Source organism: Wolbachia endosymbiont of Ceratosolen solmsi (genome assembly GCF_017869155.1).
In the GTDB taxonomy this organism is placed as follows: domain Bacteria; phylum Pseudomonadota; class Alphaproteobacteria; order Rickettsiales; family Anaplasmataceae; genus Wolbachia; species Wolbachia pipientis.
This window is the reverse complement of the sequence record NZ_CP054598.1, coordinates 62,844-89,080: the sequence shown is the minus strand read 5'-3', so window position 1 is coordinate 89,080 and position 26,237 is coordinate 62,844. Positions and strand designations below refer to the sequence as shown.

Genomic DNA, 26,237 nt, shown 5'->3' with positions numbered 1-26,237 from the left:
ACGCCTAAGTAAATCAACTATTTTTCTTGCCAACCAGAGCGGTGAAGATTTGGTCTACATCAAAACTCATCTTAGGACGCCAAATAGGGCCATCCAAATGCATATCGATATAGATTGGATTACTATAATTTGGTGGTATGAAAAAGAACCTGAATATAGAAGCTAAAGCGAAGTTAGATAAGGTTAAATTAGAAGAGATTGACCCTGATGCTTGATCAATCCCGAATTGTAAACTAGTTGAACATATACCACTCTTAATACTTGCTTTTCCGCTAATATTTTCAAAAGATGTTTTACCGTTATATATATCAACATAAGCAAGTGTGGAAATTTCAGATTTATTCTTACTGCTTAACAAATTAGTGATAAATGAATTGAAATCTACATTAGTAACTTCTATTCCTTGCGCTTGTAAGTTTACATCTCCTGATAAGTTACTAGCCCAATCATGAAAACTTTTTCCTTGAGTTTTGATTTCACCATTTAAGCTTACCTGACCATTTACATTGTCAATTCCTATAACCTTACCAATCTTTTTAGTGTCCAAATTTACAATAGAAAACCTTGTATTTATTGAGTCTGATCTTAAATAACCCTGAAAAAACACTTGCCCGTGTTCTAATACGTAACTTGCCTGCCTGATAGTGATAGTGTTGTTTCTCATTACCGCATCCAAATTAAAATCTTTTAAAACATTCTGCTCGGTTTTAAATTCTGCAGTATTGATTTGCACATTTGCATCAAAGCCTTCTTTATCATCCAAAAAATCAAGCTGCTTTGTTGACCATTGAATTTGATCTATCTCATTTCTTGAATTTCTTTTCGTCTCTACTAAATTCGGTAATTTAAAGATATTTCCATTAAATTTACTGCCTGTAAGGTTAACATCTAATAAAGGTTTGGCGTATTTTTGATCTGCTAATATTTTTGCATTACCGGTAATATCGAAATCTTCTCCAGATAGTTTTATTTTATCTGCAACTAGCTTACCTTTTTCCATTTTCAGCAAAAAATCCAAATTTTTAATTTTCGTATCATTCAATGTAAGGTTATTAACACGGGCCTTTATATTTGCATCATACTGAAAATTTTTCAGCCATTGCATTTTAGGTAAACTGCTAAATAATGAATGATCATATTTATCTGCATCAAGATTATGCATGCTAAATTCACCATTGACCACATTGTGTTTTTTTGTATGGCTTACTCTAATTGACCCTTGCAAGGATTCCTTATTATTTAGCAGTCTAATGTCTGAGATAGATAATATTCTTGGTGCAAGGTGCAGTTTAGAACTTAGTGTAAATTGATTTTTCTGGTTTTCTTTCATCTTTATAGAAGGGAAAAAACATGAAATGAATGACTCAAAATCATTTCCTTCGACTAATAAATCACCGTTGAATTCAGATAGGACATTATTGTTTGAGATCTCTCCTGATAAGTAAGATATATTATTGATTCCAGGAAATTTAAGAAGCGTATTAACTTTTACTTTGCCATCAGTGGATTTTAGTACAGCACGGAAATTGTCCAATATTTTGTTTTGATATTGAATGTTAGAAGCTTCCATATTAAAATTTAAGCTCAAGTTCTTTGGCACAACTGCTCTAAAACATTCCAGAAGATCCTTCATATTCATTGTTCTTTGTGAATCATTTTGTATGGAATCTAAATCAACTTTACTGAAGCTAATATTGAAATTAGTGTGATTGCCTTTTCTATCATTTTGTATTGTACCGCTAGCTTGCATGCTTTTGGAATCAATTTTTAAGTCAGTTGCCGTAAACTCACTTTCATTAAGACTTATATTGGATGATATCTTGATATTTTCGCTAGGAATAACACAAGAGAGAAAGCTAAGATTAATGATTTTTGCTAAATCACTCACAGAACCGGAACTGTTATTAATTGTTAATGTTAAATTACCCTGGAGTTCTTCTTGATTTCTATTACCTGTAAATAGCAAATTTACAAAATTTGATTCAACACTAATGTGTACATTCCTTTTTGTGATATTAACCTTTCCTGAAAAATCGTAATTATTATCACCTACCTTTACTTTACCAAAAAACTGCTTATTTTTTTTTACAGCAACTTCCTTTATGTTAACAATATCAGCGAAATCATTCTTGAAACTTACTTGGCTGTCTTTTATTACTATATCGACTGTGTTACCACTGGCGTTTGTATTTATAATATTAAGTAAATTTTCTTTGTTGCTTTTCATGCCAAACAATGTGATTGACTTTGGTTGCAACGAAAATAAAAACAACGATAGGAACGATGGCCTTATTTCAATTTTTCTTACACTAATTAAATCTGACAACTTTTGCTCTTTATTTTCGTTGTATTGTACGTATACATTATAAATAGTGAGCTTTGGGGTAATCAACGAAACTTTAATTTTTCCCCCAATATGCACTTTAGCATCATACGTCTTCTCTAACTCTTTTATGATATATTTCCTGTAGCCACTCCAATCCTTAGAAGTTGCAGCAACATGCATGAGAATTAATAGCAGTGAGATTGATAATATAGCATATAAAGAAAGTCTCATAATTTACACATGCTTAAAGTTTCCCTTAAATATTAAATAGAGAATACCAAAATAAACAATAACACTCAAAGCTATTAAAGTCGTTAAATAAACAATACGAGCCAACATTTTATCAAAAAATAATCCTGCCAACAAAGAATTAAAAATATAAAGGGCTATTGACATGACTGCCGTTGCTACAAAAATTTTCATGACATTTAACAATAACGCTTGGCTAACCTTATACATTTTATTTATTGTTAAATAACTAATTAATAGAATAGAGTTTATCCAAGTGGAAACGGAAGTAGCAATAGCAATCCCCGTATGCTGATACTCGTTCATTAACAAAAGGTTTAGCACTACATTAATTCCAAGACACATTAGCGAAAATATGGTTGGTATTTTCAGATTGCCTTTAGCAAAAAATGTAGGTAGCAATACTTTATTTATAATAAATGCAGGTAAAGAAAGAGAAAATGCTATTAAAGTGGGAACAGTTTGCTGCACTGCATAATGATCAAACCGGCCGTAAGAAAAAAGCGTAAGTAAAATTATGTCGGGAATAATGATAAAGGCAGCAGTTGTTGGCATAATTAACATTAATCCTATGTTGAGAGCCTTGTTCTGTATTTTGACTATATTTTCAGTATTATCCACCTGTTTTGAAATTAAAGGAAGAAGCACTGTACCAATTGCAGTACCGATTATTCCCTGCGGTAGTTGATTTAGTCTATCGGCATAATATATATAGGACACCGCATTTGGTATAAAACTCGCCATGATTGTATCAATCCATAAGCTTATTTGAGTTACACAATTGTTGATAATTGCAGGTACCACACGCTTAAAAAACAACCTTACTTCATTGCTTAATTCAAGGCTAAAAGAAAAAGCTGCCTTTAACTTGTATGCACTAAATAGCATCAGCAACAATTGAAAAACTCCTCCTATCAGCACAGCTATAGAAAGGTTGTGCGCTGGAGTTTTTACGTAAGGCACAAATAAACTGATGATTAAACAGAGATTCAAAACAATTGGTGCAATAGCTGTTGAAGCAAAATGCTGCTTTACTTGCAGCATTCCACCAATAAGTGATGCAATTGAAACAAAGATTATGTAGGGCATCATAATTCTTGATAAAGTAACAGTAAGGGTAAACTTACTTTGGTCAAATCCAGGAGCAAAAATTTGAATCATATAAGGGGAGAAAGTTTGCATAATAAGGCAAAAAATTACTAAGATAATAAACGTAATGGATATTACACTACTTGCAAAATTAAATGCCTTTTTATTATCATATGATTCTGTCGAATATAACGGTATGAATGAGGTAGTGAACGCTCCTTCTGCAAAAAATGCTCGAAATAGATTGGCAAAGCGAAACGAAGAAAAAAATATGTCTGCAAGAGAGTTCGCACCAATAACCGTAGCAATTAATACATCCCTTATTAACCCTGAGATCCTTGAAATAGCCGTAAAAAAACTAAATGTGAAAATACTTTTAAACATACCACTACTTCATTAGTGTCAATACGATTAACTATAATGGTAAAAGTATCAATGAAAATATTTATTGGCTAAACTTAAAACCCTCTGCAAAAAGAGAGTTAAATAATCAATTGACTATTTGCGCTCTTATGTTAGAAATTTTATATCTTGGCGGGCGTAGCTCAGTTGGTAGAGCGTCAGTTTGTGGTACTGAATGTCGCCAGTTCGATCCTGGTCGCTCGCCCCACTAAATAATTTGAAAACCGTCATCCCGCTGCTTGTTAGCGGGATCTAGAGATACCGTGACGGTATGACGTGAGTTAGCTATACATTGGCCACTGATGATTGAAATAGTTAATTACTGTAAAATTTGACATTAACCGCTAATAGTTAGAATATTAGTAGAGTAAGAATTACTCAAGAAGGCATGCATAAATATGATGTAGTAGTAGTAGGTGGTGGTCATGCAGGGTGCGAAGCTGCTGCTGCTGCAGCTCGCCTTGGTGCAAACACGCTGCTTATAACTCATAAAATTTCAACTATAGGGGAAATGTCCTGCAATCCAGCAATCGGAGGAGTTGCAAAGGGTGTTGTAGTCAGGGAAGTTGACGCTCTTGATGGAATAATGGGAAGATCAATCGATCAAGCAAGTATACACTCAGTCATTTTAAATAGCAGCAGAGGTGCAGCAGTATGGGGCCCGCGTGTACAGGCAGACCGAAAATTATACAAGCAAGCAATACAGGAAATTATTCTAAATTATAATAATTTGACGGTAAAAGAAGAGTCGGTTGACGATTTTCTTATAGAGAGTAATAACAATGGAGAATTGTGCATTAAAGCTGTAATAACAAGCTCAGGGGAGCATATACTGACAAGCAAAGTCGTTTTAACTACAGGGACTTTCCTGCAAGGTGTGATTCATATAGGAGAGCAAGCAACTCCTTCAGGGAGAATGGGAGATAAGTCTGCCGTAGAACTTGCAAATACGTTGAAGAAATATAATTTCAAATTAGGTAGACTGCGTACCGGAACTCCACCAAGGCTCGATCGTGGCACTATAAACTGGTCAATATTGCAAGAACAAGTGGGTGATAACCCACCTGTGCCGTTTTCTTACTTAACAGAAAAAATTAACCAACCTCAGGTATCATGCTTTATTACCCATACTAATGAAAACACGCATAAAATAATCAGAGAAAATCTCCACAGGTCAGCTTCTTCATATTTAGATGACGTTGTTGCACCAAGATACTGCCCATCAATTGAAGTTAAAGTTAAAAAATTTGCAGAAAAAAGTAGTCATCAAATATTTCTAGAGCCAGAAGGCCTGAATGATGATACTATATACCCGAACGGAATTTCAAATTCATTGCCTATTGAAGTGCAGTGTGAAATGATAAAGAGTATCAAGGGACTTGAAAATGCAGAAATACTAAGACCTGGATATGCAGTTGAGTATGACTATATTGATCCACGAGAACTAAGCCATACTCTTGAAACTAAGAAAATTAAAGGCCTATATTTTGCTGGCCAAATTAATGGCACTACTGGATATGAAGAAGCAGCAGGGCAAGGAATTATTGCCGGAATTAATGCAGCACTCTCTGCATCTGAAAAAAAAGAAAGCTTTGTTCTTCATCGCACAGACTCATATATCGGCGTAATGATAGATGATCTAGTCACCAAAGGGGTGATCGAACCTTATAGATTATTTACCTCACGTGCAGAATATAGGCTAGCTATCAGGTCAGACAATGCAGATAGAAGATTAACACAAAAAGGTTATGATATTTCCCTTGTTTCGCATGAGAGATACTCTGTTTTACAGAATAAACTTGAATCCATTAAGCAGCTTGAAGAGAAGTTAGGGAGTCTGACGATTACTCCTGAGCAGCTTAGGTCTTATGGTATCAAAATATCTTATGATGGGATAAGAAAAACGGCACTAGATTTACTTAGCTATCCAAACATCGACTGGAATAAATTACAAGAAATATGGCCGGAGTTAAGCAGCATCACGCGCTGGGATGGCACCGCAATGGGTAGCATAACTAAGAATGAAATATGCGAAGCGGTTGAAATTGAAGCAAAATACAAACCTTATCTAATAAGACAAGAAGCGGATATGAAGTTTTTACGAGAGGAAATTAACACTCAAATTCCAATTGATTTTAACTATTCACAAGTTAAAGGCCTGTCAAGTGAAGTAATAGAAAAGTTGCAGACGATAAAACCAGCGACGATTGGCATTGCAAAGCAAATACAAGGCATCACTCCTGCAGCGATAGTGAGCATATTAGTGTATTTGAGAAACAGGAAAACGAAAGTGGCTGCTAATTTTGTGTGAGGTGTTCTATGTCAAAAATCGAAGAATTTCGTTCTTTTATGCGTGCAATAAATGCTGAGGCGTTTATGTTACACACCAAAGATGAATATTTAAATGAGTATTCAGAGGAGCTAACAAAGCTGTGTGGCTTCACAGGAACAAATGGGCTGCTCATTGTTACAAAAAACAACAAGTGCCCATTTTTTACGGATGGACGCTATATCACACAAGCTCACAATCAGCTCGATCAGGGCAATTTTCAAGTATATAATATACAAGAAGAGGATCCACGCGAATGGATAAAAGCAAACTTAACATCGACTGCCTCACTAGGTTATTATTTGCAATATTTTACCATAGAAGATATAAGAAAGTATGAGAATATCTGTAAATTAATACCCTGTTTAGCTGGAAAAAAAAGTGACTATCGAAAACAAGCAGTGGTTTTACATTCTATTGAACATGCTGGTGAAAGTAGTAAGGACAAATGTGAAAAAGTTGCCAAAAGCATAGATAAAGAAGCTGAAGCAGTGCTTTTAACTGATCCAAATTCAATTTCATGGTTATTAAATTTAAGAAATGAAAATGCTAAATATACTCCATGTATATTGGGCCGTGCTATATTGTATAAAAGCGGTAATGTTAATTTGTTTATTCAAGATAAAGAACATTCAACTATAGAAGCAAATTTAGGCAATCATATAAATATTTTTGATATTAGTGAGCTAGAAAATTCGCTGCACAAGCTAAATTCAATAGTCATGGATCCAAGCACGACTCCAATGAGTATCATGGCTGTAATAAAAGATAAACAGGTAGCTGAGAGAGAAGATCCTTGTCTAATTTATAAAGCAGCAAAAAACCAAACTGAAATAGCTGGGGCTATAAATGCGCATATCAGAGATGGAGTGGCAGTTACAAATTTTCTATCTTGGCTTGAAAATAATGTTGGTACAGAACTTGAAGCTGAAGAAAAGATTTTAGAATACAGAAAAGAGCAGAATTTGTTTAAACAATTGAGCTTTCCAACAATTTCCGCATTTAATGAAAATGGTGCAATAATTCACTATCGTGCAAGCAGTAAGACGAATAAGGTAATTCAGAAAAATGGACTATATTTGATTGACTCTGGTGGCCAATACCTTAGTGGCACAACTGATGTGACAAGAACTGTAGTAGTTGGTAATCCGACCAATGAGCAAATAATCCACTATACAATAGTGTTGAAAGCTCACATTGCTATAGCAAGTGTCATCTTTCCCCCCGGCACTACTGGTGGAGAATTGGATATATTGGCACGTACGCATTTATGGAAATTTGGAATGGACTATATGCATGGTACAGGGCATGGAGTAGGAAGTTACCTATCAGTACACGAAGGACCACAAGCAATATCAAAAAGTAATAAAGTGAAACTCACGCCAGGGATGATACTTTCCAACGAACCTGGCTATTACATTCCGGGAGAGTATGGAATAAGAATTGAAAATCTGATATATGTTGACAGGCAAGAGAATGGCTTCTTAAACTTTAAACAACTGACCTCTATTCCATATGATAGAAGACTAATAAATGTGCAAATGCTTACTAAGGATGAAATTGAATGGATAAATGGCTACCATCAATTTGTCTATAAAAACTTAGAAAATAGCGTAAAAGATAAGGAATGGTTAAAGAAGGTATGTGACCCTTTATAAGCAAAGGAGCATTTTTTATTATTTAAAAAGTATTAATGCAATTGTGACAGGTATTTTGTATTGTTTTTAATTTTAAAATAATATATAATAAAGAACACGTATTTTTAGGTAGGTTATAATTATGATAGACAAAGGGCAAGAAGATGAATTTATGAAGCAGTATATGGATACTTGCAAAGAGCAAATAGAAAAATTAGCCAAGGATCCTGAATTGCTTAATCAGACTTTAAAACCATTTATGCAAATGTCTCAGCAGCTTATGGCTGGCGGTATGTTAGAAGGGGCTATGCCTGGCATGATACCTGATTTGGGCAGTATGGATGTTAACAAGATGATTGCTCAGATGAAGGAAATGATTGACTACATAAGAGGTAACTATAAGGAACTAATGAAAGAGCATAGCTCGCAGATTCAAGAGCTTGATGAATCCAGTAAAAAGCTAAGAGGCTTAGTTAAAAAATTGATAGAAAAGATCGAAAGTAAATAAATAACATCTGGATTTCTGTCATTCTATATACAACTTTCTAGTTGGACGGTAAGTCGAGGTCAATTATTGATGCCATGCAAGTAGTGTAGCTACTTGCATAGCATTTATACCAGTTTTCGTAAATAAATAAGGTACGTTGCTTAAGGCTGCAGTTATAGTGAGGTATTTTTTCTAGTTTGTTTTCTTATTTCTGAGGTTTATAGCTAAGGTTTTCCCTACGTCATACCGCGATTCATTCGCGGTATCTCAGCCGCTAACGAGTAGCGGAATGACGGTTTTTCAAATCGTCGATGAACCTAAGTTACTTTATCTGTAGTATCGGGAACGTAATTGCACATTGGTTTTACAAATTTGAAAATTAGTGTTAAATAAAAATATAAACGCAAAAGGAAAAGAAATGATTGAACTTAAAGGCCCAGAAATTTGTGCAGGCGGAAATAAGAAAAATTTGATTATTTTTTTACATGGTTGGGGCTCAAGTGGCGATAATTTCATTCACCTTGCTAAAGTTATGAGCAAGTTTTTACTGGGTTCATATTTTGCAGTACCCAATGCTCCGTTTGAAAGAGAAATAGGTGATGGTTATCAGTGGTTCAGCTTGGAAGATCGTAGTGAGGAAGCGCTATATAATGGAGTAAAAAATGCTACATCAATTGTAAATCATTTCATTGATACAAAATTAAAGGAGCTTAATTTAAAAGATACGCAACTTTCTTTAGTTGGATTTTCTCAAGGAGCAATGCTTGCAATACATACAGCTCTCACCCGCTCTCAATCCTGTGCATCAGTTGTTGCATACTCTGGTAGATTTCTTTCACCTTCAAAAACTGCACCAGAGATCAAGTCAAAACCTAACATATGTGTTATCCATGGTGATGCTGACGACGTGGTACCTTTTTCGTCCCTCGACTTAGCGGTTAAAGCTCTGAAAGAAAATGGAGTAAATGTTGAAGGACACCCAATTCATGCATTAGGGCATATTATTAATGAAGAGGGAATAAAATTAGGAGTAGAATTTATCAAGAAGAATTTTAAAAATTAATTTTCATGCACTTGTTTTGCTTTGGTTATGGATATGTAGCTAAATTTTTATCGAAAAAACTACTGAACTTGGGTTGGAAAGTTAGTGGCACATCAAGAAGTAAAAATATACAAGATGTAATCCTCTTTAATTATGAGAAAGTTAGTCAAGATCTGCTTAAAAGCGCAACGCACGTTTTAATTTCTATTCCTCCAGATGGCGATGATGTTGTGGAGAGATACGGTGATTGCCTGCAAAATGTAAAATGGCTTGGTTATTTGTCTGCAACTAGCGTCTATGGTGATCACTCTGGTAATTGGGTGAATGAGGAATCTGAAACAAAACCTATAGAAATCAGAGGAGTAAAGCGCCTTAAATCTGAAAGGAAGTGGCTGAATAGCAGATTGCCTGTACATATTTTTCGTTTAGCTGGAATATACGGCCCTAGTAGGAACGTGTTAATTGACTTGCAGCTTGGCAAAGCAAGAAATGTGAAAAAAGAAGGGCATTTTTTTTCTCGTATTCACGTTGAAGATATATCAAATATTTTATTTTCTTCCATGCAAAACATAAAACCTGGTGAAATATACAATTGTGCAGACGATTTACCCACTACACAATCTGAAGTGGTAATATATGCAACCAAACTTCTCAATGTTAGCCCTCCAGAACCAATTGAGTTACCAGATTATGCACAGAGTTTTTATTTAGGATCAAAGAGAGTAAGTAATGTTAAAATTAAAAAAGATCTTAATGTCTCTCTAATTTATCCTAACTACAAGGTGGGATTAGAGAGTTTGCACGTAAACAAAACTGAAATCACATCAGAATGATAGATAGGCTTATTGTCACTGCCATTAAGTTAAGGAAAGAATGGTTAAAAACTGAACTAAAAAGTCAGAAATAATTAAGGATTTATGACAAATGCTGAAACAGAATAGAGTAAACTTTAAAGCAGATAAACTCTGAAGTGTAAATTACTTAACAAATAGTGACCTTACCCAGAAAAAGTGGAGAGAAAGAAAGGAGTTTTTTCGGGTAAAATAAAATTTTGGAGGATTAGAAATGGCAAGAGAATATAAGGCAGAATTCAAATTGGAAGCTGTTAAGCTGACAAATGAACAAAGAAAGGTAGGTCAACCAGTTGCAAAAGTAGCAAGAGATCTAGGAATAAGGGATAGTGTATTAGGAAAATGGATGAAGAAATATAACGAAAAAAAGTCAGCGGCAAATGCATTTCCAGATGTAGCACCTTATGACAAAGAGAGATTTGATTTACAGAAAGAGTTAGCAAAAGTAACAAGAGAAAGAGACATTTTAAAAAAAGCCCTGGCCAGTCAAAAAGAGTAAAATATTTTTTCATAAAAGAGCATAGTAAACACTATAAAGTGCAGGAATTATGTAGGGTTTTCTGCTAGTGGCTACTATAAGTGGACTACAAGGAAAATAAGCAGTAGAGAATCAGCAAATAAAGAGTCATTAGCAGATATTCAAAAAATATATCAAGCTTCTAAATGTAGATATGGAGCTCCTAAAATTCATTCTGAATTAAAGGCTTTGGGTAAAAGTTGCAACTTAAAAACAGTGCAAAGTATTATGCAGAAAAATGGTATTCAGGCTATATTGAGAAGAAAATTTAAAATTAAGAAACAACAAACGGACAGTAGCTCCCAATATATTAGACCAAAACTTTATTGTCGATCAACCAAATAAAGTATGGGATTACTTATATAAAAACCAAAGAAGGATGGCTATATTTGGCAACAATAATCGATCTATATTTACGCATGGTAGTTAATGAGCAGTTCAATAAATTGGTTATGGACTCTTTATTAATGGACGTTAACAAGCGTAAACCTGCCAAAAATCTACTATTACATAGTGATAAAGGTTCACAATATACTTCGCAAGGTTATCAATATCTCTTAGCTGTAAAGAATATAGATGAGTCATAAAGGTTGTTGTTACAACAATTCTGTTGTGGAAAGCTTCTTTAGCTCATTGAAAAGAGAAATACTTATTGATACTTCACAACACTCTGCTCAACAAACTAGAACTGCAATATTTGAATACATAGAAATTTTTTATAACAAACAACGTCACTATTAACTATTGCATTCCAGAACAATTTGATGCATCATTCTTTTTGTAAAAAACATTCCAAACTTTCTCTCCACTTTTTCTGGGTAAGGTCATATGTGTACATCCCCATCATGAATGCTATTTTCGGTAAAATCTCTTACAACGCTCAAAAGCAGAAAAACAAAAACTTGATTTTCTCAGCTAAATAGTGGACCATCAAAAGCACGCATAAATATCTACAATGAAAGAAAAAACTTTCACAATCATCGATGGCTATGGTTTTCTTTTCAGAGCTTACTATGTACTACCTCACTTAATTACCACAACAGGAATGCCAATAGGTGGTGTATATGGCTTTCTGAATATGGTTCTTAAGTACATTGCCCATTCGGACTATTTAACTATAGCACTTGATGCAGGAAAAAAGAATTTTAGGCACGATTTATATCCTGAGTACAAAGCGAACAGAGTAACGCCTCCTGAGGATCTAACTCCACAGTTTACCATACTGAGAGAAGCGGTAGAAGCTTTTAACCTCAGCTATGAAGAGATTGAAGGTTATGAAGCAGATGATATAATCGCAACACTAGCTGCAAAATACGCCAACCACCAAGACTTTAAAGTGGTAGTCGTTTCATCAGATAAAGATTTATTTCAACTCTTGAACCACAATATTTTAATATTCGACCCCATTAAAAATATATATATAGATGAAAAACAAGTAATAGAAAAATTTGGTGTAAACTCACACAAGCTTCTTGATTTATTTTCTCTAACTGGTGATGCATCTGACAACATTCCAGGCGTTCCGGGAATAGGTCCGAAGACTGCAGCTAAATTACTAGATGAATTTGATTCATTGAATAATATTATAGAGAACATTGATAATATCGAGCAAACGAGGATTCGTAATATTCTCACCGAACATAAGGAAAAAGCTCTAATTTCAAGAGAACTTTTATCACTATGCGAAAAAGTAGACCTTCAACATGATATTGCAAAATATGAAGTCCATTCTCCAAATATGGAAAAACTATTATCCTTTTTAAAGAAGTATGAATTCAATTCTTTAATAGGTAAAATGGAAAAGCTTTTTTCCTATAATGGGTCTAGCACAAAAGAGAAAATAGAATATAGTAGTGAAGAGTTAGAGAAATTTTTGGAGCATTGTAGATATGAAGGCAGAATTGCAATTCATTGCCACTTTGAAGACAACTTATTAAATAAAATTTCCTTATCTTATAGCGAAAGTAATATTTTTTATATAGAGCAAGACAGCATACAAGATGCACTTATTACAATTAACTCAACTTTACTCTCAAATGGAGTGCTTAAAATAATACATAACATTAAAGAGATCAGGAAAATCTTCCCTGCAATAGAGAAGATGTTAGATTCAGTTGATGATTTGATGATAATGTCGTATAGCTTGGATACAGGAAAGCATGATCACAGTATTCCAAACATAGTTGCACATAATTTGAGTGGAGATGTAGAAATTTTCTCGGCAAAAACTTTAATAGCAATTCGCGAAAAGCTAAAGCAAAGGTTGTTTCAGGAAAAATTGTTCACAATTTACGAGCGCTTCGATAAGCCACTTATGAAAGTAATATTTGATATGGAGAAAAATGGGATATTACTGAACATACAAAAATTACAGGAATTGTCCGATAAATTTCAGCAGGTAATTGCCGTGCTTGAAGATGAGATATATAACTTAGCAGGGGAAAGATTTAATATTGCGTCGCCAAAACAATTAAGTGATGTTTTATTTAATAAAATGGGGCTTAATAAAAAGAAAAAGTCAAAAAATCTGGATCGTATAGCACCAATTATGAAGTTCTAGAGGCACTCGAAGAAGAAGGGGTAGAAATCGCAAGTAAAATCTTAAATTGGCGACATTTAAGTAAATTAAAAGGCACCTACACTGATGCGCTAATAAAGCAAGTTGATTCCATTGATGGTAGAATACACACAAGCTTTTCAACGACTGCAACTGCAACTGGAAGGCTGAGCTCCAGCAATCCTAATTTACAGAATATTCCTATCAGAAGCGAAGAGGGAAATCTTATCAGACAAGCATTTATTGCGCCAAAAGGGCATAAGATAATTTCTGCTGACTATTCACAAATAGAATTGAGACTCCTGGCACACGTTGCAAACGTTGCAGCATTTAAAGAAGCTTTTGCAAACGGACAAGATATTCATGAGATCACCGCTAGGCAAGTTTTTGGAGTGCAAGAAATAGATGAGCAATTAAGACGCAAAGCAAAATCCATCAATTTTGGAATTATATATGGCATTAGCCCATTTGGTCTTGCAAAGCGGCTTGGAATTACCATTGCGGAAGCTGCTGAATACATTAATTACTATTTTTCCTGTTACCCAGAAATAAAGGCCTATATGGAAAAAGCAGTGTCTATCGCAAGATTGCATGGTTATGTAGAAACTTTGTTTGGCAGAAGATGCTTTGTAAGAGACATAAACAATACAATTCCTTATATAAGACAATTTGCAGAAAGGGCAGCAATAAACGCACCACTGCAAGGAACCGCTGCTGATATAATAAAACGTGCGACAATTCAGCTTTTTGATCAATTGAAAGTAGGTAAAATAATCCTCCAGGTTCACGATGAACTACTGGTTGAAGTAGAAGACGAAAAGGTGCAAGAAACAGCAAAACTTGTGAAAAATATAATGGAAGGTGTAGTAGAAATTTCTATACCACTTGAAGTAGAAATAAAAGTTGGCGACAACTGGGCTCTTAATTATGACTTAAACATGGCGGATTCTAAGAGTATAGATTATTTGAATTAATATGAAAAATATGCTACAATTGAAGTATAGTAAATGTGAGTAACTCAGTTATGACAAAAATATTAACTCCACAAACAAAGAATTTGGAACCTTCAAATCAGGTAACTAACAAAGATGAGAAAATTTTTGAAAAAGAGGAACATCAGGTAATCTATGATTACTTTGTAAAAGTATTAGAAGGTAAAGCCGAATTAAAGGAGAACAAAGAAATAACTGATTATTTTATATCAGCTTATAAGGACATACTACTTAATAATGTCAATCCAAAAGATATAAAACCACTCAGTGAAGAGAATTTTTCTCAGTTTTTACTTTCCGTATTTGAGAAAATTAGAGAGAAAAAATTAGCTAATGAGGAGAATCTCAAGAATGGTAAAATAAAAGAAGTAGTAGATGACTGTGTAGCTGATATACGCGGTACAGAAGCTAAAGATTCATCCATAAAGTTTGTATTGGAAATGCTGCTGCTAATTGGAGGGATCAAAATAGACCCGAAAAATATTTCTGGCTCCTTTATGGATGGGATGAAAGAAAAAATACCATTCTTAGGTAAAGACAAGAAAGAAGAGGATGAACCACCACTCAGTGATGAAGAGATGGTAACAACGTTCTTAAGCAAGATCTTTTTTCCTGTCCTTCTTTCCACTATTCCAATGTTAATTTTTGGTCCTACTACACTCGGAGTAGTTCTTACTGCTATCGGCACAATATTTGCCATAAAAGGAGGAGTGGAGGTTCTTTTTTCAAATAACAAAAAAGGTACTTTGTATGACCCTAGCTCACAAGATAAAGATGATACAGAAAAGAGAGCAAAACTGAATGGAAAAATTCTCGAGGGCATTGATGATATTTTAAAAACCCCAGTTACAGAAGTTGAGAAAGGCACCTCTGTTTCTGAACAAATTTCCCAAGGAAAAGAAAAGAGTGAACAACAACCTGTTCCTGAGCAAATTTCCCAGGAAAACAACAGGGGAAACGAAGAAAGCAAACAGCAAGATCAACCTTGGACAAGAAAGGAAAACAAACGAAGGGAAGAAAACACAAGCAACAAACAAGCAGGGATTACCTAAGTTTGCCAAAAAGTGAGTTGTGTAAGAGGTCTACTATTATTCTATAGCACATACAACAGGAGTATGGTCAGACGGATTTTCTAGCTTACGCAATCTATCATCTATGTAGCATGTTTCCAATTTATCTACAGCTTGTGGTGATAACAGCATATAATCTATTCGCATTCCTTGATTATTTCTGAGTGAATTGCCTTGATAATGCCACCAAGTGAATTGTTGCAAATTTGGGTGAGATATTCTAAACGCATCTTTAAACCCAAGATTCAAGATCGCTCTTAACTTCTCACGTTCTCTTATATGAAAGCACACTTGGCCATTCAATAAGTTTGAATCAAAGACATCAATTTCATCCGGTGCAACATTATAATCGCCAGCTATAATAGTTAACTCTTCATTCTTTAACAAAGTGCTCATCCTTTCATATAGATTATCAAAAAACTTGAGTTTATATTCAAATGCTTGAGAGTCCGGGCTTTGACCGTTTGGAACGTATACACTTCCTACCCTTACCTTATGATTGGTGTGTTTTATCACACACTCTATATAACGTGCTTCTTGATGACTTTCCACAATGTCAATTTTAAACTTCTCCAGTATCGGATATTTAGATAAGACACAAACGCCATTTCTTGCAACTTGTCCATAGATAGCATATTCATATCCTAACTTTTCTATCTCTGCGTAAGGAAATTGCTCTTCTGTACATTTTATCTCTTGCAGCAAAATTATATCTACCTGACTATCAACTATAAAACTACAAAGTTGGTTAACTCTTTTGCGTATAGAGTTTACGTTCCAAGTTGCAATCTTTAGCATCAACAATCCTTATTAATTATATCAATTAAACTCTCCCCAGTAGGCAACCTCGATGTTATAATTTTTTTCCATTTGATTAACTTTAAACTATCAGCAATGTTTTTACTCATGGTATATGCAGTTATATTGCTCATCACATGAGATAGCCCACTTTTTAGAACTAATGAACAAAATACCCTTGCTGTCTGTGAGGAAAAAAAAGCAACACTATCAATTTTACCATCCAACAGCAAATTTTTACACCTATTAGTTAGACTCCTTTTAATAATTGTTTTATAGAGTACAACTTCTCTTATGTTAAAATCTTCTTCAGATAATCTCTTTTTTAGATCACATGATACTTCTTGTCCCCTTATATACAAGAACTTTATTGCGTTTGAATAATGAGCTTTTATGAATGATATCAGACCATCAACGTTGCTGTCTGCTGAGATTATATCAGAAAATCCCAAATTTTTTGCAGCCTGCATGGTTGAATTACCAACTGTAATAATCGGAAAGTCATCCTCTTTGCATATTTGACTAAGAGCCTTTACACTGTTTTTACTTGTAGATATCACAACGTCAAATTCGTACGCAGATATATCAGGATTTAAGTACTTTATTGTGAATACTGGTTCTATAAAAACTTTGTATCCATACTTTCTCAATATATTTCTTGTATTGAACGAGTCCAATAAAGGCCTCGTTAATAAAATAGACTTCATTCTGATTTATTTCACTACTAGTAAAATAGTACACTTTATACACAAATTACTGAATAAAAACTTTTATTTTGATAGCTTGAGCAATTATTCAAGTAATTGATGTGGAAGTAGGAGTACTAAGCGCTCCTACCCCAATAAGCCCACAATTTCTGCTTACACTTTTTTGACGCTAATTACATCGAACTCTTTTGAATGGCTCTCTTCAGTGGAATTATATAGCTAATATTCCTGTATAAGTTAATACTTAAGCTGCTTTTGCAGTTAGGGAGTGGTCATCAGTAGGTTTTTTTGCCTGTGGTTCGCTAATCCTAGTCCGAACGATATTAGTTGCCATAAAGGCACAGCCTAGAATAAAAAAGGCAGTGGAAACAAAAGGAATGATAGGAGATTCAAAGGGCAATATAGGTGTAATTCCTCCTATTAAAAACAAAACGTTAGATGTAATATCAAGACAGATCTTCGTTAGTTTTTCTTGTCCAGGAGTGTTTTCTACACCAAGCTGCTTATTAAGATCACGCTGCCTAAAATCAGCTAATGACCATATGTTTAAGGTAGATGAAAGTACACTTAATATAGTGCAGGCAATACTAAAATACAGACTTAAGACAGGAATATTCAAGACCAATGCCGCTATGTATCCAATGAAAGAGATAGTAGATAGTGTAGTAACTAAGCGTTTCGAGTAAGTTCGTACCTTCTTTCTGCAGGCTAACTTATTTTTTTCACTATACATAGCATGAATATTACCTAATATGTTATATTATAACATTAATTAATTCAATAAGCAATATGGAAGCTAAGAGTGCCCGAGAGAAGACTTGAACTTCCACAACTTAAAAAGTTACTAGCACCTGAAGCTAGCGCGTCTACCAATTCCGCCACCCGGGCTTTTTATAGTTTACTATGTTAAAGTTAAATAATATACTTAAACAATTTTTAGTTCAAAGGTAATGCCAAATCTAGATCAAATATTTTTTGCTCAAAACAATGTTAATATTAATAACGTATATAAAATAGTCAATAACGCTTTGAGCAATAGCGATGGTGGTGAGCTGTTTCTAGAATTTTGCCAGTCGGAGTCTCTGGTTTTTGAGGATAACATATTAAAACACATGGACTTGAATACTAGAAGGGGATTTGGTTTAAGGTCTTTTTGTGAAGATAGTACATCTTTCGTTTGTTCTTCTGAGATCAGCGAAAAAGAAATTAGTAATGCTGCTTCTATGGTAAAAAGCTCAGTGTCTTTAAACAAGACAAATTCAATAAATTTAAACGAAGAGACAAAAAGCCTATATTCGAGGATTAACCCTATAAATGAAATGGATCTGAATTCAAAGATTAAGCTACTCAATGAGGTTAATGAGTATGTAAGGTCCAAAAATAACTGCGTGAAGCAAGTAAAAATAACTCTAAGTGGAGAATGGCAAGTTGTACAAATAATAAAGGGTGATCACAGATTAAGCGATATCAGGCCTCTGGTACGTTTTAATGTGCTAGTCATTGTAGAAAAAGATGGCCGTACCGAAAGAGGTTCTGCAGGGCATGGTGGAAGGGACTCTTATAGTAAGTTTATTTCTGAGAAAAAGTGGAAAGAAGTTGCAAACCAAGCGTTAGAACAAGCACTGGTAAATCTTGAAGCAATTCCAACTCCAGCCGGAGAAATGACAGTCGTTTTAGGTCCAGGCTGGCCAGGAATATTGTTACACGAAGCCGTGGGTCATGGACTTGAGGGCGACTTCAATCGCAAAAAAGTCTCAGCATTTTCAAATTCTGTGGGTAAACAAGTAGCAGCTAGTGACATCACAGTAGTTGATGACGGAACTCTGCCCAATTTGCGCGGCTCTATCAGCGTAGACGATGAATGCACTCCACCCAGTTATAATATATTGATAGAGGATGGGATCCTAAAAGGATACATGCAGGATCATATGAACGCTAAACTCATGGGTGTAAGCCCAACTGGTAATGGTAGAAGAGAAAGTTATAAAGAAGTTATTATGCCGCGCATGACAAACACCTATATGTTGCCCGGAAAGTATACACCGAAGGAAATAATATCTAGCGTAAAGAAAGGTCTATATGCAGTAAATTTCGGTGGTGGGCAGGTTGATATAACGTCAGGAAAATTTGTTTTTTCATCTTCGGAAGCTTACCTAATAGAAAATGGCAAAATTACACAGCCAGTAAAAGGAGCAACACTAATTGGTGACGGTCAAACAGTGTTGAAAAAAGTATCTATGGTTGGTAATGACTTAAAGTTAGATCCTGGTGTTGGCACATGCTCGAAAGATGGACAAAATGTGCCCGTTGGAGTTGGTCAGCCGACACTCAAAGTCGACGCAATAACTGTTGGTGGAACTGAGATATAGATAAGGGCTAAAACGGATTCCAGCGCACGGCGCACAGCTGTACAAACATTATGATTTGGAAGCAATTGCCACCAATAGGGTGTCATCCCAGTGTCTGGGCACTGCCTTTGTGTTTGAGGCAAAACTGGCTATAACATTTAACACACTGCTTTCGCAAATAAATGTTCGTACAGTTATGTGTCAGCTACTCGGATGACACTTTTGTACTTGATGCAAGATTATATCTTGAAAAAATTAAGTTTTAATGCTATAAAATAATTGTAAATTTTGTCTCCGTGGTAGCTTTATGAATGTTGAAAGTAAAAAAATACACGATGCTAAAATAAAATTACCAATATTTCTTGATTATCAATCTACTACTAAAGTAGATCCCCGTGTTTTAGAGGTGATGATACCTTACTTTGGTGAGTTCAGTAATGCACACTCTCGCAGCCATTCATTTGGTTGGACTGCTGAAGAAGCAGTGGAAAAAGCAAGGAAACACATCGCTGATCTGGTGAACGCAGATAGCAAAGAAATTATCTTTACCTCAGGTGCAACTGAGTCAAATAATACGGCAATCAAGGGCGTTGCTCACTTTTATAAAAATAAAGGAAATCATATAATAACTGTCTGCACGGAGCATAAGTGTGTTCTGGATTCTTGTCGGCATCTGGAAAATGAAGGCTTTAAAGTTACATATTTGCCTGTTAAGCAAAACGGAATTATAGATTTATTAAAGCTTGAGGAAGCAATTACTGATAAAACAATCCTGGTTTCAGTGATGATGGTAAATAATGAAATCGGAGTAATTCAGCCTGTAAAGGAGATTGGTGAAATATGCAGGAAGCGTAATATATTTTTCCACACAGATGCAGCTCAAAGCTTTGGAAAAGTTCCAATTGATGTTAATGAGATGTGCATTGATCTTATGAGTCTCTCTAGCCACAAAATTTATGGGCCTATGGGAATAGGTGCATTATATGTCCGTAGAAAGAATCCTCGTGTTAGGCTGATACCACTAATTAGTGGTGGTGGACAGGAAAGAGGCATGCGTTCTGGAACAGTTCCAACACCTCTTGCAGTTGGTTTTGGTGAAGCGGCACGTATTGCTAAAGAAGAAATGAAAAAAGAAACAACTAGAGTGGAAGAATTAAGGGATATTTTGTATAACAAGATAAAAGAAGCGTTTCCTGATATCGTTTTAAATGGTGATTATGAAAATAGAATTCCTGGCAACCTAAACTTGAGCTTTCCCTATGTTGAGGGTGAGTCTCTCATCATGGCAATCAAGGATTTAGCAGTAAGTTCTGGTTCTGCGTGCACGTCTGCGTCTCTTGAGCCTTCCTATGTCGTACGGTCGCTAAATAATGGCCATGACCTTGAGCATTCATCAATTAGATTTGGCCTAGGCCGATTTACAACTAAAGAAGAAGTTTTGTATGCAGCAGATCTTGTTGCTAAAAATGTTGGCCGACTGAGAGAAATGAGCCCACTTTGGGAGATGGTACAAGAAGGAGTAGATTTGAACACCGTGAAATGGGACTCTCATTAAATGTATCCGTTCCAACTGCAAATGCACTTTGAAATTACTCTGTACCGTTCACACTTAATTCTTCAATCTCACTAATAGAAAGGCCAGTAAACTTGACAATAGTGTTAACATCAACATTATTAGCCAGCATTGCTTTTGCGACTTCGATTTTCCCTTCAATTTTGCCTTCCTCTTTACCAATTTTTTTGCCTTTTTCAGTAGCAAGATCAAGTCTGTATTCAAGAATGGCTTCTTCTTTCCGTAGATCCATTATTCTTTCTTCGTAAGCTACTAAATCTTTTTCATTCCAGCTAAACCTGTCTAATTCATCGTAGGCTAACTTTATTATTGGTGCTTTTTCTGCTATTTTCCTTAAGTCTTCTTCCGTAGTTTCATCTGCATATTTGAAGAAAAATAACCAACGATCCACTATGCTTTCTAGCTGTTCTTTCTTATTCTTAGGAAATTTAGGTAGTTCAATAAATATAAATTGAAAATCTTTTAAGTCATGCTCATTGGTTTTCTCATCTCTTATAGTGTGGTTGGATATATAATCAACTTCTTCAGGAAGTAAGTTACAATTTGATATAGCAATAAAGAAGACTTTCTTTAAATCAATGTAGTTGCCAGATTTATCTAATTGTCTTGAGTAAGCCTTAGCAGCATACAGTTGAGCTCGTTTTTCGAAGCCTTTATCGCGAGTAAGCTGCATTTCAATCACATACCTGGTCCCACTAGAATCCCTGCAAAGAACATCAACTATACTTTGCTTATCAGAGGCAATTTCAGGATCCATTATAGTACTGAGGAATTCCACTTCTTGTATAGTATTTATCTCGGTAAACCCTAAAATATCATTCAAAAAATGTATGAGAATATTCTTATTTTTTTCAGTGCCAAAGATTCTTTTAAAGGTTAAATCCAGCTTAGGGTCGAGAAACTTAGATAAAGCCATAGCCAAAGTGCTTAAAAATATTAATAATTATACACTATTATTAACAATTATTCAACCATATTTTTGAAGATAGCTATGCCGCCGCGAACCGTCATACCGCCGCGGTATCTCGGCATAGATTCCGCTAACTAGTAGCGGAATGACGATTGTGTATCGTGCTTTGCTAAAAAAAAATCACAGAATGCAGTCTGGTTACATTACTCTAGCTATACGCAACAACTTTACTTTCAACAATTTTGTGAGCAATAATACGACTTTCACAATCAATATTTATTATATCAGATAGTGAATTAATATCAGTATAACTATCAAAACTTTCCATTGTTGATTCCACTACTTCTACTATTTTTAAAAAGCCGATTCGTGACTTCAAAAATTCATTAACAGCTATTTCATTTGCAGCATTGAGCACAATACTGTTTGTTTGTGGAGCAGAAGAGTTTAACACTGCCATGCTAAGCTTTAGCGCAGGAAAACGCTTATGGTCTGGTTCTTGAAAGGTCAATTTTCCTTGCTTTGTTAAATCTAATTTACGATTTAAAGCTGATCTTTCCGGCCAAGACAAAGCATATGAAATGGGAATTGCCATGTCAGTCTCTGCAAGCACAGCAAAGTTGAACCCATCCTTATAAGTTACAATTCCATGTACTATTGACTCAGGATGCACTATTGCTTCAATTTTATCCGGGCTGATGTTAAACAAGTTATGTGCTTCTATTATCTCTAGTGCCTTATTCATCATTGTTGCGCTATCAATCGAGATTTTCTTTCCCATATTCCAAGTGGGGTGACTAAGCGCCTGATCTACTATGACATTTCTTAATTGCTCAGAACTATAATTTAAGAATGGTCCACCAGAAGCAGTAAGTATGATCTTTTCTATGCATTTGTCGTCATTTTGCAAAATTTGAAAAATTGCGTTGTGCTCAGAGTCAATAGAGATTATTTGTACGTTTTTTTCTTTAGCTTTTTTAAGTAATAACTTTCCACCGCAAACAATGCTTTCTTTGTTTGCCAATGCAATGACTTTGGTACCGCTTTCTATAACCTCCATAACTGGCTCAAGGCCTGCAATGCCAACTATTGCAACAACTGAGAGATCAACAGGTATGGTAGCAATATTTGTAGCACCAATTGCTATTTTTACATCTGTACCAAGTAGATTTTCTTTTAAATCTTTGTAAAGCCTTTCATCGGAGATAGCAACATATTTTGCATTTAGCAGTTTTGCTTGGTGTGCCAGTAGAGCAAAGTTCGAATGGGCACTTAGTGCTTCCACTTGGTATTCTTCTTTTCTCTTTGAGAGCAAATCTACAGTCTTTTTTCCAACACTTCCTGTTGACCCTAAAACTGAAACCTTTTTCACTAAGACAAACTCATGTTAATTATAACAACAGCAACTTTTCTTATTAGGCCTTCTCGCATACTATTCAGCAGTTTTTAAGCGTTTAACCAAGTTCATGTCCGTGGTCATCGCCAACAGATGGTGAAGGACCAGGTGAAAAAGATTGACCATGGTGATCACCTGCATCATGCATGTCTTGCAAACCATCAGCATTATGAGCTATTTCGTTATTGGCATGAGGGTAATCATCTGAGTGATGTCCATCATCACCATGAGCCATATCCATTCCTTCTGATGGCATATCTTCCCCACCTCCACCTGAAAAATATTCTGCAAGGCCTTCAAGAAATTTTATGCCAAACATATTACCTGATTTTCCAAACAGCGTTACTAGACTACTACCACTCACCAAACCTTCAAACACGTTACTATAAGCAGCAATTGCTCCTTCATGAAAGTTGAACAACCATTTCATTCCATCCACGACTGTTGAAACAGAGTCACTATGACCAAGACCAAAACCACTTTTCTCACCAGCAGCCTCTTGGTGTTGCTGCTGCGCTTGCCATTCTGCAATATTTGGACCTTGAGCTTCACTCATAAATTTTTACTCTCAACCTTAAGCTATTATTTTATCACAAATATTGCAAAATATCAATAGAGCTTTTGAATATAGCTAATACAAACAATTTCTGTCATCCTATATATAGCTAAACTGACTTACGACAATTTGAAAAACGACAAATTCGTCATTCCGCTACTAGTTAGCGGAATCTATGCCGAGATACCGCGAATGAATCGCGGTATGACGTGTTAGCTATAGGATCCAGTTTGAAAAAATCTGAATTCCAATGTCCACTACCTTTTACAAAGTTAAAACTTAAAAATATGACTGTTAGCAATAGTGTATATATCTTTAGCTATATATAATGAATGAATTTTTTTATATATTCGTTATTAGTATTTTGTATTTCCTGAACAGTTCCATGGGAAATGATCTCCCCTTCATATAATACTGCTATTTTATCAGCTATTTTAAATGCGCTATGAATATCATGTGTAATCGTGATAATTGTAGGGTTAAGATCTCTAAATAATTTTATTATTATCTCGTTTACTATATCTGACATAATTGGGTCCAATCCTGAAGTTGGTTCATCCAAAATAATGATTTCTGGATTGTGTGCAATCGCCCTTGCAAGTGCCACTCTTTTTTTCATTCCACCTGATAGCTCTATTGGAAACATATCTGCTATGCTTTCCTCCAGTCCAACATCATTTAACTTCTCGATTGCTAGCTGTTTTGCCTCTTTTTTGCTGATATTAAAGCGCTTTTTATAATTAAAAGATATATTTTCCCACACTGTAACGTAGTCAAATAAAGCGGAATTTTGAAATAAAACCCCAAATTTATTTTTGCTTTTACTATTTATTTTAACAGACCCTGAGTCTGGAGCAAGCAAGCCGATAATTGTTTTTGTTAATACAGATTTGCCGCTTCCTGAGCCACCAAGTATGACTAATGATTCCCCTTTTAATATATCAAAATTTAGATCTTTTAGTACTGTCCTATCATCAAAAGATAAGCTTAAGTTCAATATTGATATTATGGGGTTACGCATGTATCAAAGTAATCATGTAGTTTGCTAAAATGATCAGTATGGACGATAAAACAACAGTTGATGTTGTAGCAACACCTACTCCTCGTGCACCTTCTTTGCAATGGTAACCGTAATAGCAGCTTGAGACAGAAATTATGGCGCCAAATACAGTTGCTTTTATTAGCCCAGTTATAAAATCATACGTATTAAAGAACTGAGCTGTGTGTTTAATGTATATATTTAAATTGTGGTTAAATTCGAAGACTGCAGTGATACATCCTCCAAATATTCCTATTAAATCTGCACATACTGTAAGTATGGGAAATACTATGATTGACGCTAAAATCCTTGGTGCAATTAAATATTTAAAAGGGTTGATGTTCAAGGTTGTAAGTGCATCTATTTGCTCGGTGATGCGCATTGTACCAATTTCTGCTGCAACTGATGATCCAACCTTTCCTACCATTATTAAGCTGATCAAAACTGGTCCTAACTCTTTAATGATAGTGATCGTAACAAGTTTGGGTATTATCTGTTCTTGGTTAATTAATGGGTCACTCAAGCTACTTTGTAAAACTATTGCCGCTCCTATAAAAACTCCAGTGAGCCCAACAATTGGCAGAGAGAAAAAGCCTATCTCTATAATTTGTCTTGCTATGTTGCTAAAATAATATGGTGGCACAAGGCAGTGGTATAGAGATTGAATAAAAAATATGAATGCACTACCAAGCCTTAACAAAAAATTGATAAAGTACCTACCAATTATTCTAACACTATTTATATCAAAAAAGCTCACTTTGTATTCATTTTAGCTAGAGGTTAGTCTTACTGATTTTATTAAAATTTTTATTAACTTTATCGCAAAGTATAGCTGAGATATGTTTTAAGTTCAATATACTTGATGTTTTAATTTAAAGCTTAACCCAAGAAAGGTTTCCCTACGTCATACCGCCGCGATATCTCAGCATAGATTCCGCTAACGAGTAGCGGAATGACGAGCTTATCGTCATGCCACCGCGAACCGTCATACCGCGATTCATTCGCGGTATAGATTCCGCTAACGAGTAGCGGAATGACGGTTTTTCAAATTGTAGAGCCACTTTAGCTATAGAACTCAATTACATAAGCAAACCTTACTTATTTTACTATCCCTGTTTACTTCCTGTAAAAAACATGTTACTAATGAATTGAATTTTGTAGTAGAATGGAGGAAGTTTTGGCAGTTCCAAAAAGAAAAAAGTCAAAGTCAAGGCGTAATATGCATCGTTCTCATCATGCTATTGAGCCTAAGAATATTGTGGTATGTTCAACAACTGGGGAATTCATGTTGCCTCATAACGTAGCAGTTGATGGCAGTTACAAAGGAAAACGGGTTTTCATCAAGCAACAGGCAGAGTGACT

At 35.1% G+C, this 26,237-nt stretch carries 20 protein-coding genes, 2 tRNA genes and 2 pseudogenes; 13 read left to right on the top strand and 11 right to left on the bottom strand.

Going from position 1 to position 26,237, the window contains the following annotated elements:
* Positions 1-13: 13 nt before the first annotated feature.
* Together HUB95_RS00505 and murJ are read right to left on the bottom strand one after the other, a co-directional pair.
* On the bottom strand, positions 14-2,557 hold the full coding sequence (locus tag HUB95_RS00505) for an AsmA family protein (RefSeq protein WP_209452431.1): 2,544 nt from the start codon (positions 2,555-2,557) through the stop codon (positions 14-16).
* A gap of 3 nt (positions 2,558-2,560) precedes the next feature.
* On the bottom strand, positions 2,561-4,048 hold the full coding sequence (gene murJ, locus HUB95_RS00500; protein WP_015589329.1) for a murein biosynthesis integral membrane protein MurJ: 1,488 nt from the start codon (positions 4,046-4,048) through the stop codon (positions 2,561-2,563).
* Positions 4,049-4,198: 150 nt separating this feature from the next.
* Between murJ and HUB95_RS00495 the strand changes: the two genes are divergently transcribed.
* From HUB95_RS00495 to HUB95_RS00440, 9 genes and pseudogenes are all read left to right on the top strand, one after another.
* A tRNA-His gene (locus HUB95_RS00495) sits at positions 4,199-4,274 on the top strand.
* 180 nt (positions 4,275-4,454) lie between these two features.
* A complete protein-coding gene (gene mnmG / locus HUB95_RS00490) occupies positions 4,455-6,377 on the top strand; it encodes a tRNA uridine-5-carboxymethylaminomethyl(34) synthesis enzyme MnmG (protein WP_209452430.1) in 1,923 nt (640 codons plus the stop codon).
* Between the two features lie 8 nt (positions 6,378-6,385).
* Positions 6,386-8,053, top strand: coding sequence for an aminopeptidase P family protein (locus tag HUB95_RS00485; RefSeq protein ID WP_015589327.1), 1,668 nt, complete (start codon positions 6,386-6,388; stop codon positions 8,051-8,053).
* A gap of 121 nt (positions 8,054-8,174) precedes the next feature.
* The gene (locus HUB95_RS00480) at positions 8,175-8,540 is read left to right on the top strand and encodes a hypothetical protein (protein ID WP_064125381.1); all 366 of its coding nucleotides are present in this window, start codon (positions 8,175-8,177) and stop codon (positions 8,538-8,540) included.
* Between the two features lie 397 nt (positions 8,541-8,937).
* A complete protein-coding gene (locus HUB95_RS00475) occupies positions 8,938-9,582 on the top strand; it encodes an alpha/beta hydrolase (RefSeq protein WP_015589325.1) in 645 nt (214 codons plus the stop codon).
* Positions 9,583-9,587: 5 nt separating this feature from the next.
* Positions 9,588-10,394, top strand: a complete 807-nt coding sequence (locus tag HUB95_RS00470) for an SDR family oxidoreductase (RefSeq protein ID WP_209452429.1) — start codon at positions 9,588-9,590, stop codon at positions 10,392-10,394.
* Positions 10,395-10,626: 232 nt separating this feature from the next.
* Positions 10,627-11,713: pseudogene (locus HUB95_RS06555) on the top strand (IS3 family transposase).
* Between the two features lie 171 nt (positions 11,714-11,884).
* Positions 11,885-14,460 (top strand): annotated as a pseudogene (gene polA / locus HUB95_RS00445) (DNA polymerase I).
* A gap of 50 nt (positions 14,461-14,510) precedes the next feature.
* A complete protein-coding gene (locus HUB95_RS00440; RefSeq protein WP_141457300.1) occupies positions 14,511-15,530 on the top strand; it encodes a hypothetical protein in 1,020 nt (339 codons plus the stop codon).
* 36 nt (positions 15,531-15,566) lie between these two features.
* Here the strand turns inward: HUB95_RS00440 and HUB95_RS00435 are convergent, their stop codons facing one another.
* From HUB95_RS00435 to HUB95_RS00420, 4 genes are all read right to left on the bottom strand, one after another.
* A complete protein-coding gene (locus tag HUB95_RS00435; protein WP_141456649.1) occupies positions 15,567-16,346 on the bottom strand; it encodes an exodeoxyribonuclease III in 780 nt (259 codons plus the stop codon).
* Positions 16,346-17,053, bottom strand: coding sequence for a uroporphyrinogen-III synthase (locus tag HUB95_RS00430; RefSeq protein ID WP_141456650.1), 708 nt, complete (start codon positions 17,051-17,053; stop codon positions 16,346-16,348). Before HUB95_RS00430 ends, HUB95_RS00435 begins: the two co-directional genes overlap by 1 nt.
* Before the next feature lie 244 nt (positions 17,054-17,297).
* Complete coding sequence (locus HUB95_RS00425; RefSeq protein WP_209452428.1) at positions 17,298-17,786, bottom strand: hypothetical protein; 489 nt, start codon at positions 17,784-17,786, stop codon at positions 17,298-17,300.
* Between the two features lie 70 nt (positions 17,787-17,856).
* A tRNA-Leu gene (locus HUB95_RS00420) sits at positions 17,857-17,941 on the bottom strand.
* A gap of 62 nt (positions 17,942-18,003) precedes the next feature.
* On the opposite strand from HUB95_RS00420, the gene tldD reads away from it, so the two are divergent.
* From tldD to HUB95_RS00405, 3 genes are all read left to right on the top strand, one after another.
* Positions 18,004-19,422, top strand: a complete 1,419-nt coding sequence (tldD, locus tag HUB95_RS00415; protein WP_197907450.1) for a metalloprotease TldD — start codon at positions 18,004-18,006, stop codon at positions 19,420-19,422.
* Positions 19,423-19,477: 55 nt separating this feature from the next.
* Entirely contained in the window at positions 19,478-19,618 is a 141-nt protein-coding gene (locus tag HUB95_RS00410) for a hypothetical protein (RefSeq protein ID WP_153296798.1), read from the top strand.
* 90 nt (positions 19,619-19,708) lie between these two features.
* The gene (locus HUB95_RS00405; RefSeq protein WP_015589317.1) at positions 19,709-20,956 is read left to right on the top strand and encodes an IscS subfamily cysteine desulfurase; all 1,248 of its coding nucleotides are present in this window, start codon (positions 19,709-19,711) and stop codon (positions 20,954-20,956) included.
* Between the two features lie 34 nt (positions 20,957-20,990).
* On the opposite strand, the gene HUB95_RS00400 is transcribed toward HUB95_RS00405, so the two are convergent.
* The 5 genes from HUB95_RS00400 to HUB95_RS00380 all read right to left on the bottom strand — a co-directional run bounded on the left by HUB95_RS00400 (position 20,991) and on the right by HUB95_RS00380 (position 25,632).
* Positions 20,991-21,890, bottom strand: coding sequence for an Rpn family recombination-promoting nuclease/putative transposase (locus HUB95_RS00400; RefSeq protein WP_209452427.1), 900 nt, complete (start codon positions 21,888-21,890; stop codon positions 20,991-20,993).
* A 202-nt stretch (positions 21,891-22,092) separates the two neighbouring features.
* Positions 22,093-23,256 (bottom strand): 1-deoxy-D-xylulose-5-phosphate reductoisomerase, encoded by a 1,164-nt coding sequence (gene dxr / locus HUB95_RS00395; RefSeq protein ID WP_015589315.1) that lies wholly within the window; start codon positions 23,254-23,256, stop codon positions 22,093-22,095.
* 82 nt (positions 23,257-23,338) lie between these two features.
* On the bottom strand, positions 23,339-23,836 hold the full coding sequence (locus tag HUB95_RS00390; RefSeq protein WP_007548965.1) for a hypothetical protein: 498 nt from the start codon (positions 23,834-23,836) through the stop codon (positions 23,339-23,341).
* Positions 23,837-24,155: 319 nt separating this feature from the next.
* On the bottom strand, positions 24,156-24,857 hold the full coding sequence (locus tag HUB95_RS00385) for an ABC transporter ATP-binding protein (RefSeq protein ID WP_197907251.1): 702 nt from the start codon (positions 24,855-24,857) through the stop codon (positions 24,156-24,158).
* Positions 24,850-25,632 (bottom strand): MlaE family ABC transporter permease, encoded by a 783-nt coding sequence (locus HUB95_RS00380; RefSeq protein WP_015589313.1) that lies wholly within the window; start codon positions 25,630-25,632, stop codon positions 24,850-24,852. The genes HUB95_RS00385 and HUB95_RS00380 overlap by 8 nt, the downstream gene beginning before the upstream one ends.
* A 420-nt stretch (positions 25,633-26,052) precedes the next feature.
* Between HUB95_RS00380 and rpmF the strand changes: the two genes are divergently transcribed.
* Positions 26,053-26,235, top strand: a complete 183-nt coding sequence (gene rpmF / locus HUB95_RS00375) for a 50S ribosomal protein L32 (protein WP_041573607.1) — start codon at positions 26,053-26,055, stop codon at positions 26,233-26,235.
* Positions 26,236-26,237: the final 2 nt, after the last annotated feature.